At 43.9% G+C, this 17,885-nt stretch carries 16 protein-coding genes; 2 read left to right on the plus strand and 14 right to left on the minus strand.

Annotated features, from left to right (window positions below; genetic code table 11):
- Nucleotides 1-178: 178 nt before the first annotated feature.
- Both MHI41_RS15825 and MHI41_RS15830 read right to left on the minus strand, forming a co-directional pair.
- Nucleotides 179-1,600, minus strand: a complete 1,422-nt coding sequence (locus MHI41_RS15825; protein ID WP_017359211.1) for an amino acid permease — start codon at nt 1,598-1,600, stop codon at nt 179-181.
- A 101-nt stretch (nt 1,601-1,701) separates the two neighbouring features.
- Nucleotides 1,702-2,895: an ornithine--oxo-acid transaminase gene (locus MHI41_RS15830; RefSeq protein ID WP_046344494.1), complete on the minus strand. Its 1,194-nt coding sequence runs from the start codon at nt 2,893-2,895 to the stop codon at nt 1,702-1,704.
- 209 nt (nt 2,896-3,104) lie between these two features.
- Between MHI41_RS15830 and MHI41_RS15835 the strand changes: the two genes are divergently transcribed.
- Nucleotides 3,105-4,547, plus strand: a complete 1,443-nt coding sequence (locus tag MHI41_RS15835; RefSeq protein ID WP_017368078.1) for a sigma 54-interacting transcriptional regulator — start codon at nt 3,105-3,107, stop codon at nt 4,545-4,547.
- A 227-nt stretch (nt 4,548-4,774) separates the two neighbouring features.
- On the opposite strand, the gene MHI41_RS15840 is transcribed toward MHI41_RS15835, so the two are convergent.
- Nucleotides 4,775-5,512 (minus strand): FadR/GntR family transcriptional regulator, encoded by a 738-nt coding sequence (locus tag MHI41_RS15840; RefSeq protein WP_017368079.1) that lies wholly within the window; start codon nt 5,510-5,512, stop codon nt 4,775-4,777.
- 174 nt (nt 5,513-5,686) lie between these two features.
- Complete coding sequence (gene rpoN / locus MHI41_RS15845) at nt 5,687-6,985, minus strand: RNA polymerase factor sigma-54 (protein ID WP_282833391.1); 1,299 nt, start codon at nt 6,983-6,985, stop codon at nt 5,687-5,689.
- 70 nt (nt 6,986-7,055) lie between these two features.
- On the opposite strand from rpoN, the gene yvfG reads away from it, so the two are divergent.
- Nucleotides 7,056-7,271: a protein YvfG gene (gene yvfG, locus MHI41_RS15850; protein WP_017359206.1), complete on the plus strand. Its 216-nt coding sequence runs from the start codon at nt 7,056-7,058 to the stop codon at nt 7,269-7,271.
- Nucleotides 7,272-7,295: 24 nt separating this feature from the next.
- Here the strand turns inward: yvfG and MHI41_RS15855 are convergent, their stop codons facing one another.
- The 10 genes from MHI41_RS15855 to MHI41_RS15900 all read right to left on the minus strand — a co-directional run bounded on the left by MHI41_RS15855 (nt 7,296) and on the right by MHI41_RS15900 (nt 17,866).
- Entirely contained in the window at nt 7,296-8,621 is a 1,326-nt protein-coding gene (locus MHI41_RS15855; protein ID WP_282833390.1) for an MATE family efflux transporter, read from the minus strand.
- A gap of 63 nt (nt 8,622-8,684) precedes the next feature.
- Nucleotides 8,685-9,500, minus strand: coding sequence for a dipeptide/oligopeptide/nickel ABC transporter ATP-binding protein (locus tag MHI41_RS15860; RefSeq protein ID WP_282833389.1), 816 nt, complete (start codon nt 9,498-9,500; stop codon nt 8,685-8,687).
- A 13-nt stretch (nt 9,501-9,513) separates the two neighbouring features.
- A complete protein-coding gene (nikD, locus tag MHI41_RS15865) occupies nt 9,514-10,329 on the minus strand; it encodes a nickel import ATP-binding protein NikD (RefSeq protein WP_197025605.1) in 816 nt (271 codons plus the stop codon).
- A gap of 4 nt (nt 10,330-10,333) precedes the next feature.
- Complete coding sequence (gene nikC, locus MHI41_RS15870) at nt 10,334-11,167, minus strand: nickel ABC transporter permease subunit NikC (protein WP_342494301.1); 834 nt, start codon at nt 11,165-11,167, stop codon at nt 10,334-10,336.
- Nucleotides 11,164-12,108 (minus strand): nickel ABC transporter permease subunit NikB, encoded by a 945-nt coding sequence (gene nikB / locus MHI41_RS15875; RefSeq protein ID WP_060832666.1) that lies wholly within the window; start codon nt 12,106-12,108, stop codon nt 11,164-11,166. The genes nikC and nikB overlap by 4 nt, the downstream gene beginning before the upstream one ends.
- Before the next feature lie 18 nt (nt 12,109-12,126).
- Nucleotides 12,127-13,746: a nickel ABC transporter substrate-binding protein gene (gene nikA / locus MHI41_RS15880; RefSeq protein ID WP_048002931.1), complete on the minus strand. Its 1,620-nt coding sequence runs from the start codon at nt 13,744-13,746 to the stop codon at nt 12,127-12,129.
- A 164-nt stretch (nt 13,747-13,910) separates the two neighbouring features.
- Entirely contained in the window at nt 13,911-15,074 is a 1,164-nt protein-coding gene (locus tag MHI41_RS15885; protein ID WP_282833387.1) for a DegT/DnrJ/EryC1/StrS family aminotransferase, read from the minus strand.
- The gene (locus MHI41_RS15890) at nt 15,071-15,760 is read right to left on the minus strand and encodes an acetyltransferase (protein WP_052321040.1); all 690 of its coding nucleotides are present in this window, start codon (nt 15,758-15,760) and stop codon (nt 15,071-15,073) included. Before MHI41_RS15890 ends, MHI41_RS15885 begins: the two co-directional genes overlap by 4 nt.
- Nucleotides 15,723-16,316, minus strand: coding sequence for a sugar transferase (locus tag MHI41_RS15895; RefSeq protein WP_050826619.1), 594 nt, complete (start codon nt 16,314-16,316; stop codon nt 15,723-15,725). The genes MHI41_RS15890 and MHI41_RS15895 overlap by 38 nt, the downstream gene beginning before the upstream one ends.
- A gap of 20 nt (nt 16,317-16,336) precedes the next feature.
- Complete coding sequence (locus MHI41_RS15900; RefSeq protein WP_282833386.1) at nt 16,337-17,866, minus strand: MATE family efflux transporter; 1,530 nt, start codon at nt 17,864-17,866, stop codon at nt 16,337-16,339.
- Between the last annotated feature and the right edge of the window lie 19 nt (nt 17,867-17,885).

Genomic DNA, 17,885 nt, shown 5'->3' on the forward strand with positions numbered 1-17,885 from the left:
GGATAATCTTGCATTTTCAACTCTTACAAACACATTTAGACAAAAAATAGACACATTTTGACCGATAACCTGCTTGTCATCTAGCTTTCCGCTATTTTATTTTTTTCAAACTATTTATTTTCTTCTATATTGAATGCATTTGTCTTTGAAAAGGTGCAGGCGGTCAAAAGCCGCCTGCTTATGTTTTCGGTATCGTTTCTTTCTCTTCATTAAACCGTTTCGCATCTTCCTTCGGTTTAATCTTGAGGTAGTAAATGATGTAGCAGGCGGCCATAAATGGAACTCCGCAATAAAGACCAATCCGCTGATCCTCAATAAAGAATAAACTGATAAGAACAATGCCAAATGCGATAAAACCTGCTAATGGCACAAATGGATAGAAAGGCGTTCGGAAGACCAGATCCTTTACATCTCCGCCCTCTTTTATGAATTGTCTCCTAAAGAAGTATTGGGATAAACAAATAGACATCCAAACAACGACAAGCACCATACCCGAAATGGAGATGAGCCAGACATATACCGTTTTTGGTGCTACAACACTCGTGAGCAGTGATAGAGCGGATACACCCATTGTCACCAATAAGGCATTGATCGGGATTTTACGTTTGGATAATTTTTTCGTGAAAACAGGTCCTTTCCCGTCTTTTGAAAGCGCCCATAGCATACGTGATGATGCATATAATCCAGAGTTCGCTACAGATAAGACGGCTGTAATGATGATAAAATTCATGATATCTGCGGCGTATGGTATGCCGACCTTGTCCAATACCACAACAAACGGACTATCCACTGCGCCGGCGGTCTGCCATGGAAGAAGCGCTGCAAGAACCGCAATGGATAAAACAAAAAAGACCATCGTCCGCCAAATAATATTCCGAATAGAACGCGGGAGTGTTTTTTCCGGACTTTCACTTTCACCTGCTGCAATCCCTACAAGCTCTGTTCCTTGAAAGGAGAAATTGACTGTGACCATGGTTAATAAAATCGCCAAAAGACCATTAGGAAAAAGGCCGCCATGATCCGTCAAATGACGAAATAGTGGGGCAGGTTCCCCGCCTTTTAAGTGAATCATTCCGAAAATTGCGCCAATTCCAATGATAATAAACAATAAGATCGCAGCAACCTTGATGGCTGAAAACCAGAACTCTGTTTCAGCGAAACTGCGTGCCGAGATGGCATTGATGGAAAATAAGATGACGCTAAAGGCAAGACACCAAAGCCAAACAGGGATATCTGGGAACCACCTTTGGAGTAGAATACCTGCTGATGTAAACTCAAGTCCAATCGTACACGCCCAGCTAAACCAATAGAGCCAGCCGATCATAAAGCCCGTGGATGGACCAATATACTTCGTGGCATACTCCTGAAAAGAACCAGCTGTCGGCATCGCCACTGCTAATTCACCAAGACAGAGCATCACCAAATACATGAGCAATCCGCCAATGATAAACGAAAGAATGGCTCCCCCTGGGCCTGCCTGATGAATAATGAGTCCTGACCCAAGGAAAAGGCCTGTTCCAATGACCCCACCTAAGGCAATCATAAAGAGATGTCTACTTTTCATGGAACGCTCTAGTTCATTATGCTGTTCTGGCTTCAAATCCGCTTCCCCACTTTCACTCTTCTATTCATCAACCTTTGACAAAATTCGCCGTTCATTGAAAGAGAAAGGGAGAATTTGAAGGCTTCTCCCTTGATCATTTATGCTTGAAATAACGCTTCGATATGAGCGATTGCCCAATCCAAGTCTTCTTTTGAAATGGTGAGCGGCGGTGCAAATCGAATTACTGTCTCATGGGTTTCTTTGCATAACAGCCCGGCTTGCTTGAGCTTCTCGCAATAGGGTCTAGCTGCCTCAGTCAGTTCCATTCCAATAAATAGTCCACGCCCGCGCACTTCCTTAATGACAGGACTTTGAATGCGTGACAGTTTGTCTTTGAAATATTCCCCAAGCTCCAATGAGCGCTCGGCAAGCTTCTCGTCGATTAAAACATCTAGTGCAGCTAGCGATACTGCGCACGCAAGAGGATTCCCGCCAAAGGTAGACCCGTGAGATCCTGGGTTAAACACACCTAAAATATCACGATTTGCTACAACACATGAGATCGGGAATACCCCGCCGCCAAGTGCTTTACCAAGAATCAGCATATCCGGCTCAATGCCTTCCCAGTCGCATGCAAACATCTTGCCAGTCCGCGCTAATCCCACTTGAATTTCATCTGCGATCAATAACACATGTTCCTTCTCACAGATCGCTTTTGCCTCTTTTATAAAGCCCTCGGGCGGCATGACAATGCCCGCTTCCCCTTGAATCGGTTCAAAGAGAAAAGCTGCTGTTTGCGGAGTGATCGCTTCGCGTAACGCCTCAATATCTCCATAAGGGATGAGCTTTATGCCCGGAAGCATCGGACCGAAACCTCTTTGATATTCTGCTTCCGAAGAAAGTGACACAGCCGTCATTGTACGACCATGAAAATTCCCGGTACATGCAATGATTTCTGCCCGATTCTCTTCGATACCCTTGACATCATAGCCCCATCGTCTCGCTGCCTTTATCGCCGTTTCCACAGCCTCTGCTCCTGTATTCATCGGCAATGCCATCTCTTTATTCGTTAATTTGCAAATCTTCTCATACCAAGGACCAAGCTGATCATTATGGAAGGCCCTTGATGTGAGTGTCACACGGTCAGCTTGTGTTTTAAGCGCTTCTATAATGCGGGGATGGCGATGTCCTTGGTTCACTGCAGAATATGCACTGAGCATATCCATGTATCGGTTGCCCTCAGGATCAGTCACCCACACTCCCTCAGCCTCTGAAATCACAATTGGCAACGGATGATAGTTCGCCGCACCGTATTGTTCTGTTTGATGAATCAATGCTTTTGTCTGTGTCATCGTGTATTCCTCCTTCTGTAAGCTTGCCTCTTTTTATGGGGTTCATCTTCACTCTTATGTTATGCAAGGATCATGCCAACTTAGTGATCGTTCTGTGCCTAGGATTGTTCTCACCTTTAACGCAAAAATATTTTGCACATGCAAATTTTTTTAGAGGAAACCGCAAAATTTTTCATGTAAAATAGAGGTAATGTCTGGAGGTGGCGCAAGTGAAAAAAGATCAGCATACCGCAAAGCTTGAAAATGAGATTGATCTATATAAACAAATGCTCGATTTAATTGATGTTGGGGTTCACGCCATTGACGAAAATGGCAATACCATTGTTTATAATAAAAAAATGATGGAGATCGAATCTTTAAAACGTTCTGATGTCCTTTATAAAAATGTATTAGACCTCTTTGTGTTTCAGGACGAGATGCACAGTACACTTGTCCAAGCGCTGCGAACCGGGAAACAAACGGTTCATGCAAAGCAGACGTATCACAACTACAATGGAAAAGAAATCACAACGATTAACCATACATACCCGCTCGTTCGAGACGGTTTGATTCAAGGGGCAGTTGAAATTTCGAATGATGTCACGAAACTGGAACGGCTCATTCACCACAATATGAAGAAAAAAGGAAACACACGCTTTACATTTGATTCAATCATTGGGGAAAGTCCTGCCTTTTTAGAAGTAATTGAACATGCGAAACGAGCCACACGTACCTCTTCTTATGTGCTGATTGTTGGTGAAACAGGGACGGGGAAAGAGCTATTTGCACAAAGCATTCATAATGGCAGCAGCCGTTCATCTGGACCATTTATTACGCAGAATTGTGCAGCGCTGCCTGATAACCTCATTGAAAGTCTGCTTTTTGGAACACAAAAAGGGGCTTTTACAGGGGCAACAGATCAGCCCGGTCTATTCGAACAAGCACAAGGTGGTACACTGCTTTTAGATGAAATCAACTCATTACACCCGGCTCTTCAAGCAAAACTATTGCGCGTCTTGCAGGAGAAGCGCGTGAGAAGGTTAGGCAGTACAAAAGAAATCGCCATTGATGTGAGAGTGATTGCTAATATGAATGAGGACCCTGTGGATGCGATCGCAGGTGGACGGATGCGAAAGGATTTATTTTACCGGCTTGGCATTGTCACCTTGTTTATCCCGCCGCTCTCTGAGCGAAAAGAAGACATCCCGACATTTGTGATGCATTTTATTCAAAAATATAATGAACTGTTTCAAATGAATGTGAAGGCGGCTGATGAAGAGGTACTTGCCCTGTTCCAAACTTATCATTGGCCAGGTAATGTAAGAGAGCTGGAGCATGTGATTGAGGCTGGAATGAATATGATGATGGACGAAACATACTTAAGCTTGCATCACCTTCCTTACCATTTCCGATTCAAGCAAGGAGAAGGTCATCCTAGTGAACACATGCAGATGAGTCCGGTGCAGCCTACAGCTGCAGCTGATACCTTCGTCTACACGAGCTCAGAACATACGACTGATTTCCAAACCCAAATGGAACGATTTGAAAAACAATACATCGTCCATTACTTAAATAAAATGGACGACAATATTTCACAGACTGCAAAGATATTGGGCATGAGCAGGCAAAGTCTGCAATATCGAATGAAAAAATTGCATATTTCTCTTCAATAATAGAGCTGTGCCCTTATGCGGCACAGCTTAGATTGTTGACAAAGGGCTAAAATGACCTTTATTTTAGCCCTTTGTCTTCTTTTCAGCGTGATAGAAAACCTTTGCAGTCTAGGAAGGACGAGCACTGGCACGGAGCGAATTTGACATTCGTGAGTACCAGCGCGCAGGACTGACAAAGAATGCGAGGGTTTGTCTACACGCTGAGCTGTGCCCTTATGCGGCACAGCTTATTGTATATCTGGCTTTCCTTCCTGTTCTTGCAGCACATCACCAAGAAGTTGTTCTACTTTTTCCAAATGTGTGAGCATCGCCCGCTCTGCTTCTTCTGGCTGTTTGTCCATGATAGCTTGATAAATTCGTTCATGGTCCTTGTAAAGCTGACGTATGGACGCTTTTCTTGAGAATAACACGACTTTTCTTGTTTCTCGCATCGTTTCCATTAACAAGGTTGAGACCTGATTCATTAAAGCCTCTAGTAAATGATTCTTTGAGGCTTTGGCGATGGCAAGATGAAATGTGAGGTCTGCCTCCTCACCAATTTCTTTATGTGCTTCTGCACGCTTCATTTGTTCAAGTGCATCATGCAGTCGATGGAGGTCATCGTCTGTCCGCAGCAATGCTGCCTTTTTGACAGCACCTGATTCAATGATTGATCTCACTTCAAGAAGCTGCGCGATATCCTGCTGCTTCATCAAAAAAGCAGGAGATAAACAAAATGTGAGCTGCTCAGGATCGAACTGCTTCACATATGTGCCTTCTCCTTGCTTCATCTCTATTAATCCGATCGCTTTCAGAGCGGACAGTGCCTCTCTCACAGCGGAACGGCTGACTTGAAAGTTTTCAGAAAGTGCTTGAACCGAGTCTAGTTTTTCCCCTGGAAGTAGCTCCCCCGTTCGAATGGATTCGACTAATGCGTCCGCAATTTCTTCATATATTTTTTTCGTTTTAATTTGTTTATATTTCAATTGGTCTCACCTCATCACTGTTGTCTTCCTATCAGCTCATGCCCTATCTTATACTTTACCCCAAAATTCAGATCACACCTCTCCCCTTTTCTCAATTCTCAAGAAATCTTCGATCCCGCTCTTCCACTCATCAAAAAAGAAGCACGTGCCTTTGTTTCTGGCATGTGCTTCTTTTTAATCATAGCGTTTCCGCAGCGTGGAAGACGGAAGGTTCATTTGCTCACGATATTTGGCAATGGTTCTGCGAGAGACACGGATACCAAAGGTTTGTTGAAGCTGCGTCATGATTTGCTGATCCGAATATGGTTTTTTCTTATTTTCTGATTGAATCAGCTCTGCAATGTGCGTCTTCACTGTGTAGCTGGATGCTTCTTCTAGCGAATGCCCTTCTAGTTTCGCTTGAAAAAACTGTTTCATTTCCATTAACCCATAAGGGGTCTGCACCATTTTTCCTTTGACTGTTCGGCTCACTGTCGACTCATGCACTTGTAATATATCTGCAATCCGCTTCATCGTAAGCGGTTTCATTTTATGCTTTCCTGTCAGGAAAAAATCAGTCTGTTGTAAGATAATCTCACGAACGACATTTGTCATCGTTTGTTTTCTCTGCTTCAGCGCTTGAACAAGCCAATTGTACTGCTGCTGCTTTTCCTTTAAATACGTGTATGCTTCATGCCGCTTTTGATCTTGAATCATGGCGAAATACCCTTCATTCATTTCAATGTCCGGAAAAGCACGCTGGTTCAGCTCGAATGTGATGTGACCTCCCGTAGCTGTAATCAACACATCTGGTTCTATATACACATCCTGGTCTTCATAAGAGAAATGAAGGCCTGGTCTTGGTTCGAGAAGCGACACCTCATCTTGTATGGCCTGCAAGGTTTTCAAAGGTATACCTGTTTTTGCCGCGATTTCCTTCCAAGCCTTCCTTGCGAAAAGAAAGAAATGCCCTTCGATGATCAGCTCTGCTTCATACCAGCGATCCTTTTTTCGTCTAAGCTGGAGCAGGATACATTCTTGCAATGATCTAGCGCCAATACCAGCAGGCTCTAATGATTGAAGCTGATGAAGAACAGCTTCTACTTCTTCTGCCGAAGCCTGTAAAACAGCGGCCATTTGGTCAACCGGTTCATTTAAATAGCCATTGGAATCAATGGACTCAATCATGAAGTGAAAAATCCTTTGATTCTTTTCACTTAAATTCAAATCAATGGCCTGTCTCTTTAAATACATTTGCAGGCTTTCTTTTTGATGCGTACGATACGGCTCTGTCATTCGATCTTGCGTTCTTTTATGATAAACTGGTTGATAGCTGTCCGTGTCTTTCCGCTCAATCAGAGGGTTCTCAAGCGCTAACTGATCAAGATACTCACCCAGCTCTGCACAATTCAGTTGCAGCAGCGTAATCGCCTGCCTGAGTTCTTGTGTGAGTACCTGCTTTAATACTAGTTCTTGTTGCAGTTTAAGGCTCATTGTCTCCCCTCCCTCTCATCATTTTACATGAAGATTGACGGACCGTATATACGAAATAGGAGTGATGTCCATGTCTGAACTTTTTTCTGTTCCATACTTTATTGATAACTTAAAACAGCACATTGCCATGAATCAACATGAAGACAAGATTCATGCCATGAACGCTTATTATCGTTCAGTGGTTTCTACACTTGTGCAGGACCAATTGACGAAAAATGCTGTTGTCTTGAAGCGAATTCAGCATCTCGATGAAGCGTACCAAAAGGTGAAAAAAGAAAGCGAATAAATGGACGAAAAACAGCACCCTTTGTCACGATTGCAAAGGGTGTTTATCATGTAGGAAAAGCTTTTGATCCAGCTTCGATTTGTACATCATCAAAAAGCCGGACCGCCCTACAGTATAAATGATAAAGGCAAACCATAGTCCGTGATTGTGCCATATCGGAATGACTGCCGCTTGAACAGCCACAAACAAAATCATCGCAAACAGCATTGAATTCCTGACAGGAGCAATTTCTGTCGCACCTGTGAATACACCATAAATCACCAAGCCAAAACAAGCAGCAAACGGATAAAGAACGAGCCAATCGGCATATTGCAGTGTCACATCAAGAAGCTGAGGCAAATTTGTAAACAGGCTCAAAATCGGTACTTTAAAGAAAAAGTAACCTGTCGCAATGACACATGCCATCACAACTGCCCACTGTCTCGAAAGGGTTAATGTTTTATCATAGAGCGCTCGGTCGTTCGCCCCTACTGATCTGCCGACAAGAATACTGGATGCATTGGCAAATCCATCGAACAAATAGGCCATGATGTAGTGAATTTGAAATAAAATGGCATTCGCCGCCAATTGCTCCGTTCCGAAAGACGCTCCCTTCGCTGTAAACATGTTGATCACGACAAGCAGACAGATCGTTCGGATAAACAAGTCTTTATTCACATGAAACATTTTCTTTACTGCACGTGTGTCCATCACCTGCCGGATAGACGGCATCCGAAAACCGTTTGACGTATGCTTCAAGATGATCCAGGCCCCTAACACAAAAGCAGTGAGTTCAGAGATCAATGTCGCCGCTGCCACACCTTTGACGGCAAAAGAAAACGCATGAACTAAGATCAATGCCAAGATCATATTCATGACATTGATCAAAATTTGTAAAGAAAGGGCTTCTTTCATTTTTGCCATCCCCATCAGCCAGCCGAGTATGACGTAATTCATCAAGGTAAATGGCGCTCCCCAGATCCGAATATGAAAATAGTCCGCTGCATATTCGCGCACATCAGCAGCAGGAGAGATGATCCATAATGCGGATTGAATAATGGGCCATTGAAGAGCAATAAAACAAAGCCCGACAATAATAGCCAGCAAAAAAGGCCTTAGAAAAGCAAGAACACCCTGCTCCTCGTTCTGCGCTCCGTTTGCTTGGGCAGCAAAAGCAGATGTACTTACCCGCAGAAAACCAAACAGCCAGTACAATGTACTAAAAATGAGACTGCCGACTGCGACGCCCCCTATATAAGCGGGGTTGGCAAGCTGTCCGACAACTGCTGTATCGACAGCTCCAAGTAATGGCGTGGTCATCGTTGAAATGGTTAAAGGGATCGCCAAAGCTAAATATGCTCGATGGTTCACGATGCCACCTGCCTTTCATGAAAAATAGCCTCTCTTAAAAGAGGCATTGAGGGAATGAAAAGGTTAACGAACCGGCCTGCCAATCGTTCGGGACAAAGGGTGGCTGGCGAGCGTTGCCTCCTTCATTTTCAGCACAGCTTCGTGCTCTGATATAAAGAAATCATCCTTCGATTGAAACTGAGCCACAAGCTCACCCTGATCAAGAATCGCTAATTGATCACTTAAATGATAGGCCGCTGTCAAATCATGTGTAATAAATAAGTATGCAAGCTTCAGCTCTTTCTTTAATTCTACTAACAAATCTAAAATGACTGCCTGCGTAACCATATCTAAGCTACTGACTGATTCATCCAGCACAATGAGCTTTGGCTGAAGCACCAGTGCTCTGGCGATGTTGATCCGCTGTAGCTGGCCGCCGCTAAATTGGTATGGGTACTTGGACAAATCCTGCTCACTGAGCCCCACTCTTTCTAACCAGTGAATGAGTATATGCTGACGTTTTTTTCGGGTCATTGGTTCATAGTTTTCAAGCGGCTCAGATAGAATTTGTTCCACTGTCCATCTTGGATTCACTGCTGAATATGAATCTTGAAATACCGCTTGTACATGCCGGCGGAAATGCTGATGTGTCCGCTGATCTGCACGAATAATATCCTGACCTTCAAACAGAACTTGTCCGCTACTTGGCTTCTCTAGTCCAAGGATGATGCGGCCAAGTGTACTTTTCCCTGCACCACTTTGACCTAATAATCCAAGACAAGTGCCTTCTTCAATGGTCAAATGGACGTTTTTCAGGACAGGGGCTCTCCCTTTTGTCCTCATCAGAAACGATCGGCTGCCATATGAATGACTAACTGCTTTCACTTCTATTAAATGCAACGGTCTTCTCACCTCAAATCGGGCAAACAGCTGGAATGGATGGACGAGCTGCTAAAAGTTTCTTTGTATAATCATGCTTCGGGTGTTCAAAAAGCTCAAGAACTTCAGCCTTTTCAACGATTTTTCCTTGTTTCATCACCACGACCTGGTCTGCCATTTCCGCAATCACACTAAGATCGTGGGTAATGAGCAAAATCGCCGTTCCGTATTCATGACGAATTTGATTCAAGTGCTCAAGCACCAGCTTCTGATTGTGTACATCTAATGCGGTTGTCGGTTCATCTGCGATGATCAGAGGCGGATGCATACAGGCAGCCATAGCAATCATGACACGCTGGAGCATCCCCCCGCTTAATTCAAAAGGGTACTTACTCAGTAATTGATCTGGATGCGGCAGGTTCATTTTCTCTAAGGCTTCAATTGCCTGGACCCGAGCCTTCCTTTTACTGACAGATGTATGCCGGCGGATTGTTTCAATCAATTGATGTCCAATTGTCCATACAGGCGTAAAGCTATTCATCGGATTTTGCATAATATATGAGAGATCTTTGCCACGAATAGACCGCATATGCTGTTCACTCAAACCGATCAATTCTCGACCTTGTAGAGTGATACTGCCTGTCACTTCCGTTGTTTTTCGATCAAGCATGTTTAAGATCGACATACTTGTCACCGTTTTTCCGCATCCGCTCTCACCAATTAATCCAACAATTTGACCGCGCTTTACCTCAAATGCTATTTCTTGAACAAGAGAAATGGTTCCTTGCGGCGTTTTCGTATGCACATGCAGGTTCTCTATATTTAAAATAGACTCTTCCAACTGACTCATTCCTTTACACACGACGTTTGATGCCATATTTCTCTGAAAGGGCTTCTCCCAGTAAGTTGAATAGAATGACCACAGCCATAATCACAAGGCCCGGATAAAGCATCAGCTGAGGATTTGTTTGAATATAAGATTTTCCTTCATGGATCATCGCTCCCCATTCAGGCATAGGCGGCTGAACCCCTAAGCCTAGAAAAGACATGGCGGAAATGTCCATAATCGCCCAGCCCATTTCAAGTGTGCCCACAACTGCGAGTGGCGGCAGTACATTCGGAATCATATGCTTTCTCATGATATTCCAATGGGAAGTACCACTAATCTTCGCAGCTGCAATAAAGTTTTGTTCTTTTAAACTAAGGACCATCCCTCGAAAGACGCGAGCGTAATACACCCACTGCACAAGCATCAAAGCCAGCACCACTTGAGAAAGCCCCGGTCCAAAAATACCGACTAATCCAAGGATCAGTACCAAATTCGGAAATGCCATGACCCCGTCGCACAATCTCATCAATACGTGATCGATCCAGCCGCCTTTATATCCAGATATCAGCCCTACGATTAAACCGATAGATAGAGAGGAAACAAAGATTAACAACGCACAGCCTAGTGAAATACGAGCACCATATAGAATACGAGATAAATTGCATCTTCCCAATTGATCGGTGCCTAGAGGATACTCCCATGAAGATCCCTTTAGTTTCATTGCAAGATTAACAGCCGCCGGGTCATGCGGAGCGATCCATGGTGCACATACCGTCACAATGAGCAGGAGACCGAGCAGCAGCACACAGATCGAGATCATCTTTTGATGATAGAAGAGGTGTTTTACTTTTGTCATCATGGCTGGCGGCCTTCCTTTCTAGAAATACGGGGGTCAATGAGCAGCTGAAGAAGATCCACTATCAAGCTGCTTAAGATAAAGATACACGCCGCCATCAACACATAAAATTGAATGACCGGCAGATCCCGGTTAAAGATCGCTTCAATAAAAAATCGTCCAAATCCAGGCCATGAAAAAACAGCCTCTACAATAATAGTCCCTGTGAGTAGCTTGCCAAGATTCACGCCAAGTCCTGTCAGCATCGGTGATATCGCCATTCTGAAGACATGTTTGAACATAATCGATTGTTCCTTTAACCCTCTCATTCTCGCATATTGAACAAAAGGCTCGTGAAGCGTCTCACTCACACTCGCTCGCAATAATCTCGTATACATCGCAATTAACGGCACAGCCAGTGTAATGGATGGCAGTACAAGATGTTCCCATGTACCAACACCTTCAACAGGTAAAAGATCGAGTTTCACTGAAAAAAAGAAGATGAGCAAATACCCCAAAACAAAGGTCGGGATAGATGCTCCTAGGAAGGAAATCAACCGGCTCACATGATCTACAACGCCATTTTTTCTCACCCCGCTGAAAAAACCCAGTGGAATACTGACACAAATTGCGATCAGCAGACTAGTGAACGCCAATTGAATCGTCGCAGGTATTCGATAGATCACCTCATCAAGCACAGGCTGATTGGTCATATACGACCGCCCAAAATCAAGACGGACGACTTTTTCAATCGTATGAAGGTACTGCATGTAAAAAGGTTCATCTAAACCAAATTCACTTCGTTTTTGGGCTAATACCTCATCAGTAGGCTGAATATGAGCCGCTGCTAAATATGCCTCCGCTGGATCAACTGGTGACAGATGAATCATGCCAGTTGTGAACAGTGTGGCTAGTAGAAATACAGGAATGATAGATAACATTCGTTTGATGATATAGCGGCTCATTTGCTTACCTTCCTTCTGTTACTTCAGCTTGATGCCTGTGAAAGGATGTTCATCTCGATTCGCAGGGAAATCAAAGTCCTTCACATCTTTTTGATAAACAGCTGTCTTTTTAAAATAAGAGATTGGCACAATCGCCCCTTGATCTTGCAAGGAAGATAAGACGGACGAATAAAGTGCTTTGCGTTTGTTTTCATTTGTTGTCGATGGAATCTCCGTCATTTCTTTGATCAGCTTATCTTTATTCGGATACGCTGAGATCGCCTCTTTGAATCCAAAACCATCTGATGAGACAACGTTCATAAATGTATGCGGATCATACGGCGCTCCGTAATTGCTAAAGAAGTTCATATCAAATTTGTTCGCTTTAAACCGCTGAACCTGCGTCGCCAGCTCGACACCTTCAAGTTTGACGCCAACGCCAATGGCTGCCCATTCTGCCTGCAGTGTTTCAGCCATTGTTTTTTGAATCGATTCTGCTGAGTCATACATCATACTAAACTCAAGTGTTTTTCCGTCTTTTTCGCGTATGGTTTTTCCTTTTGGAAGCGTCCAGCCCGCTTCATCCAGTAAAGCCTTCGCTTTGTCCACATCATATTGGAAAGATTTCACCCGGATGCCTGACGTATATGGCATGTTTGTCGGCAAGATGTGATCTGCTACATCCTCTAAGCCAGAGGTCACACCTTCCACCAATGATGTTTTATTGATCGCATACTGAAGGGCGTGACGCACTTTCTCATCTGACAGCTGATCGACTTTTGTGTTCATGACAAGCTGTCTTGTGGCTACAGGCTCTGACATCTTCGTTTCATACTTGCCGCTCGCCTCTAGTTGTTTAAAAGCATCAAGGCTAATCGTTCCTTCTCCATAAAGTAAATCTACATCGCCTTTTTCAAATGCCATCACTCTTGTTTCGGCATCTGGAATGACCTTCACTTTGATTTCTTTGACCTTTGGTTTCTCTCCCCAGTAGTGGTCATTTCGTTCAAAAATCGCGTAATCATCTTTTTTGTACGTCTTTAATACCCAAGGACCTGTCCCCACTGGTTTTTCGATTCCTTTTGATGTATCTCCGTTTTTCGGAAAACCTGCTTCGCCTAGGAAACGTACGGGGCGCACAACAGCTAACTCTTGAACAGTTGGATAATAAGGCTCAGTTAATGTGAGTTTAAACGTTTGCTTGTCCACTGCTTCTGTCTTTTTGATTTTCTTTATGACACCTAACCAGCTATGTACTTCTTTGTTTTTTAAAATCGTATCAAAATTCTTTTTCACAATGTTCGCATTAAATTTAGATCCATCTGAGAACGTGACATTGTCTCTAAGATGGAACGTATACACCTTGCCATCCTTTGAAACATCCCATGATTTTGCTAATTCAGGTTTAAGCTTTCCATTTTTTTGATAGCTCACCAATGGTTCGTAAATCATGGATTGGGCAAACAATTGTGATGGATTGTATATGTGTGGATTCATTTCGCCAATATCTCTCGGCCATGCCATGGTGATCATATCAGGATGATCCTTGTCTCCACCTGCTCCATTATTTGCTTGAGAACAGCCTACTAGTAAGAAGATCAGTAGGATAGGTAATATTGTATTTATTTTAATTTTCGGAAAATTACTCCAAATAGACATAAGTTGCTCCTCCTAATTGATGCTGATAATCATTTTCATTTTAAGGAGGAAGGACTCTGTTGTCAATATCATATTTGAAACGAAATGACAATATATATTCCTTATTATTCCACAAATTAAGGGATTTGTTAAAAAGAGAGGCAGGCTGCTGATGAACGAGCAGCCTATGAGGAGGGTAATGCTTTCTTTTGCAGGGCGTTGTACAGTGTATCAATGACAAGCTCCTGTTCCGCGTCTGTCATGCTTGTACCAGATGGCAGGCAAAGACCTGTCTCAAATAACAACTCAGATGCAGGGACTTCATCGGCTGTTGTATAAAAAGGATAACCATGAAAGAGCGGCTGCTGGTGCAGCGGCTTCCATACACGCCTTGCTTCGATCTGCTTTTGTTCTAAAGCATCTATCATCTCTACTGGAGACATCTGTGCATGATGATCCATGGTGAATGTGGTCAGCCAGCGGTTTGATGTGGTTTCTTGATATTCTGGCATAAATTGAAGGGCTTCAATATCGGCTAAAGCATCTTGATAACGCTCGAAAATGCGGCGTTTTTGCTGAACACGCTCCTCTAACACTTCCATTTGTGCAATTCCTACACCTGCGAGCAGGTTGCTCATCCGATAGTTATATCCCCCCTCTTGATGTTCATAGTGTAGGGCATGTTCTCTTGCCTGTGACGCGAGAAATCGGCATCGGTCGATCGCTGCTTCATCATCACTGACAAGCATTCCGCCTCCTGATGTTGTAATGATTTTATTTCCGTTAAAAGAGTAAACACCGAACCTGCCCATTGAACCGCTTTTTCTTCCTTTATATATACTGCCTAACGATTCAGCCGCATCTTCAATGATTGGCACATCATATGCCTCACACACTGCTATGATTTCATCCATTTTCGCACTTTGTCCGTATAAATGAACGACAATAACTGCACGGGGTCTTTTCCCAAGTCGTTTTGTTTCAGCAAAGGCTTTCTCTAACGCCAGCGGACACATATTCCATGTCTCTTTTTCTGAATCAATAAAAACAGGTGTCGCTTGTTCATATAAAATAGGATTTGCACTGGCAACAAATGTGAGAGTGGAACAAAAGACCATATCTCCCTTTTGAACGCCAAGGAGTTTTAAGGCAAGGTGAATGGCTGCTGTTCCTGAAGATAATGCCGCTCCTCTCTTCACCCCTGCATAATCCGCGACCACTTGCTCAAATTCATTTACAAGCGGTCCTAATGGTGCAATCCAATTGCTCTTAAATGCCTCCTCTATTTTCATCTGTTCTTTTCCACTCATATGAGGAGGAGATAAGTAGATTCGTTTCCTGTCTCTCATGATTTCCCACCTTCTCTTCGATCTTTGATCTCAATTGCAGGAACGCCTACGGCGACTTTCTGATCATGTATATCTCGGGTCACTGCCGCTCCTGCGCCGATCACTGCCCAGCTTCCAATGGTTCTGCCAGGTATGACAGCAGCCCCAGCTCCAATATGAGCACCCTCTCGCACAGAGACACAGCCGGTGAGCACGGCTCCCGGGGATAGGTGCGTAAAGGATTCGAGAAAGCAGTCATGCTCCACGATAGAACCGGTGTTGATAATGGCATGCTCACCAATTACTGCATCTGCTTGCACAACAGCCCTTGCCATCACAACCGTTCCTCGGCCAATCTTCGTTGACGAGCTCACAACTGCCTCTGGATGAATCAGTGTGGCAAATGCCCTCTCTTCAAATGCGAGACGTTCTTTGATCCTCTGTCTGATTTCATTTTGCCCAATGGCAATCAGCCATTGCATATCAGGTATTTCACATCTTACCTTTTGACTCATAGAAACCGGACCATACAGAATACCGGTTTGAGTGTCAGCCTCCTCAAATCGATCGTCTAATACAGCACACAATGAGTAATCAGGATGCAAAAAAATCAACTCCTGAATGACCTTGCTGTGTCCGCCAGCCCCTATTAAGCCAATGGGCTGCTCTTTACGTATCGGTTCCTTTGAATTTTTCAGCTGTTGCATGATTTGGCTGCTGCACCCCTTCTGTTTTGATGACTTTCAGCAAGGTCATCCATAAGATTTTCATATCGAGCCAAAACGATTGGTGCTCTACATACCAGAGGTCATAGGTGAATTTCTCCTCCCAAGAGAGAGTATTTCTCCCATTCACCTGGGCCCATCCAGTGATACCAGGCTTCACAAGATGACGCTTCGCTTGCTCCTCTGTGTACATTTGTAAATACTCCATTAAAAGCGGTCTTGGGCCAACGAGACTGATTTCCCCTTTGAGTACATTGACAAGCTGCGGCAATTCATCAAGACTGAGCTTACGAATAAAGGTGCCGGTTTTTGTTAATCGAAGATGGTCTGGAAGCAGTACGCCATGTTCATCGCGTTCCTCGGTCATCGTCCGAAATTTATAAAGCATAAACGGCTGTCCGTACAGACCAGGCCGCTCTTGTCGAAACACCACAGGAGCTCCGATTTTCCACCTAATGAGTCCATAGATGAGAAGGAAAAGAGGACTCCCTGCGATGAGCAGTGTCAGTGCCACGACCACATCTATTATTCTTTTCATCATTGCTTCTCCTTTCCACACTAGCGGGAGACAGCCCGTTCAATAGCAGCTTGTTTCACCTTGCGCATGAGCTGTATCCGCTCTTGTTTTGTTCCTGCAAATTGATACAAATAGCCTAAGTAGAGAACGAAACATATTCCGCCAATACAAAATAGCTCCCACCATCTCGTCACATCATACACAGCCTGAATGCCGGCACAGATCCCCCATATGAATAGAGTCCCAAACAGCGGAACGACTGTATGTTTGTAAAAGATGGTGCTTTTCTGTTTCGTGATCTTGGCTGTATACAATGGGAGAAAAACGATATTTTTCATCAATAAAACAACGGCCCCTGCTGATGCAATGCCATATAACCCAAGCTGAAGTAGGTGAGTCAGTCCATAGGCGAACAGGACATTGGAACCGCCTAATATGAGTGTCACAACCGCCGGCACTTTAAAGCGGTTAAAGGCAGTAGGTACATAGGTCAGCGGTAAAAACATCAACGTGAAACACAAATAAGCCGCATGAATCATCAGCAGCCATTTCAGTTCCTCAAAGGCTGGTCCAAGCCATAACAGCATGAGTGGACCGGCAAGACCTCCTAACAGAGCTGCGGGGAATGCCACAAATAAACCACTCCATTTCATGGCATTGGCGGCGTATTGAATGAGCCCCTGCTCGTCTTGGTTTGAATATAATTTTGTGATCGTTGGCGCAAACACAATCGCAAGTGTCCCTGCAAGGGTGCGCAATAATAATGGAAATTGTAAAATGGCGGCATACTGTCCAGTCGCTTCTGCCCCAATCAGTAAGTTGGTCATCAATAAATCGATTTGTAAAAACAACAAAATGCCCATTTGCTCAAATGAATGCCACACCCCTGATCGAACCAGCGTGAGACTTGAAGATAAAGAAACGTACCGCCACTTAAACGAAAACCAAGGAATGAGTTTCTTAAAATAATAGAGACCCATTCCCAAAGCGGCGAGACTCCCCATAATGGCTGCAAGTGGAATATGCCAAATAGCTGGTGTCGTCACGGTAAATAACAGCACAATCACAAGCGCCCTGCCAAACATCTGAATGGCCTGTCCAACACTCGATACATATAATTTGTTCGCATAAAACGGTGCCGCCCCAATACCAGACATGACGAAATTGAGCATAAATAAAAGACCCCCTAACACAAAGGCGATCTGTGTATCTTTTGCAAGATGAGCAGGCACATGGAGCCAATCAACCAGCTGCTGAGACATGAATAGACAAAGTAAAAAAAGACAGATGGATAAAAAGAGAGAACTGACAAAATAGGAAGCGAGATAGCGCTGCGCTTGTTCCATCTCTCCTTTATGAGCCGCAACAGAAAAAAAACGCACCACCACAGCACTTAATGAAGCCGTAATGACCGATAAATAATTGATCATATTTTGCGTCAGATGAATCAGACCAAACGCTTCCACTCCAAGTGTATGAACAATGTAAGGCGTTAAACAAACAGACATCAGCATCATCAAGATAAACGTCATCACATTTGCACTGACATTGTAAAGAAACGCACGGTTCATGGTGATTTCACGCAGTGTT

Origin of the sequence: Bacillus sp. FSL M7-0307 (assembly GCF_038627835.1) — a bacterium.
Classification (GTDB): Bacteria; Bacillota; Bacilli; order Bacillales; family Bacillaceae; genus Bacillus; species Bacillus altitudinis.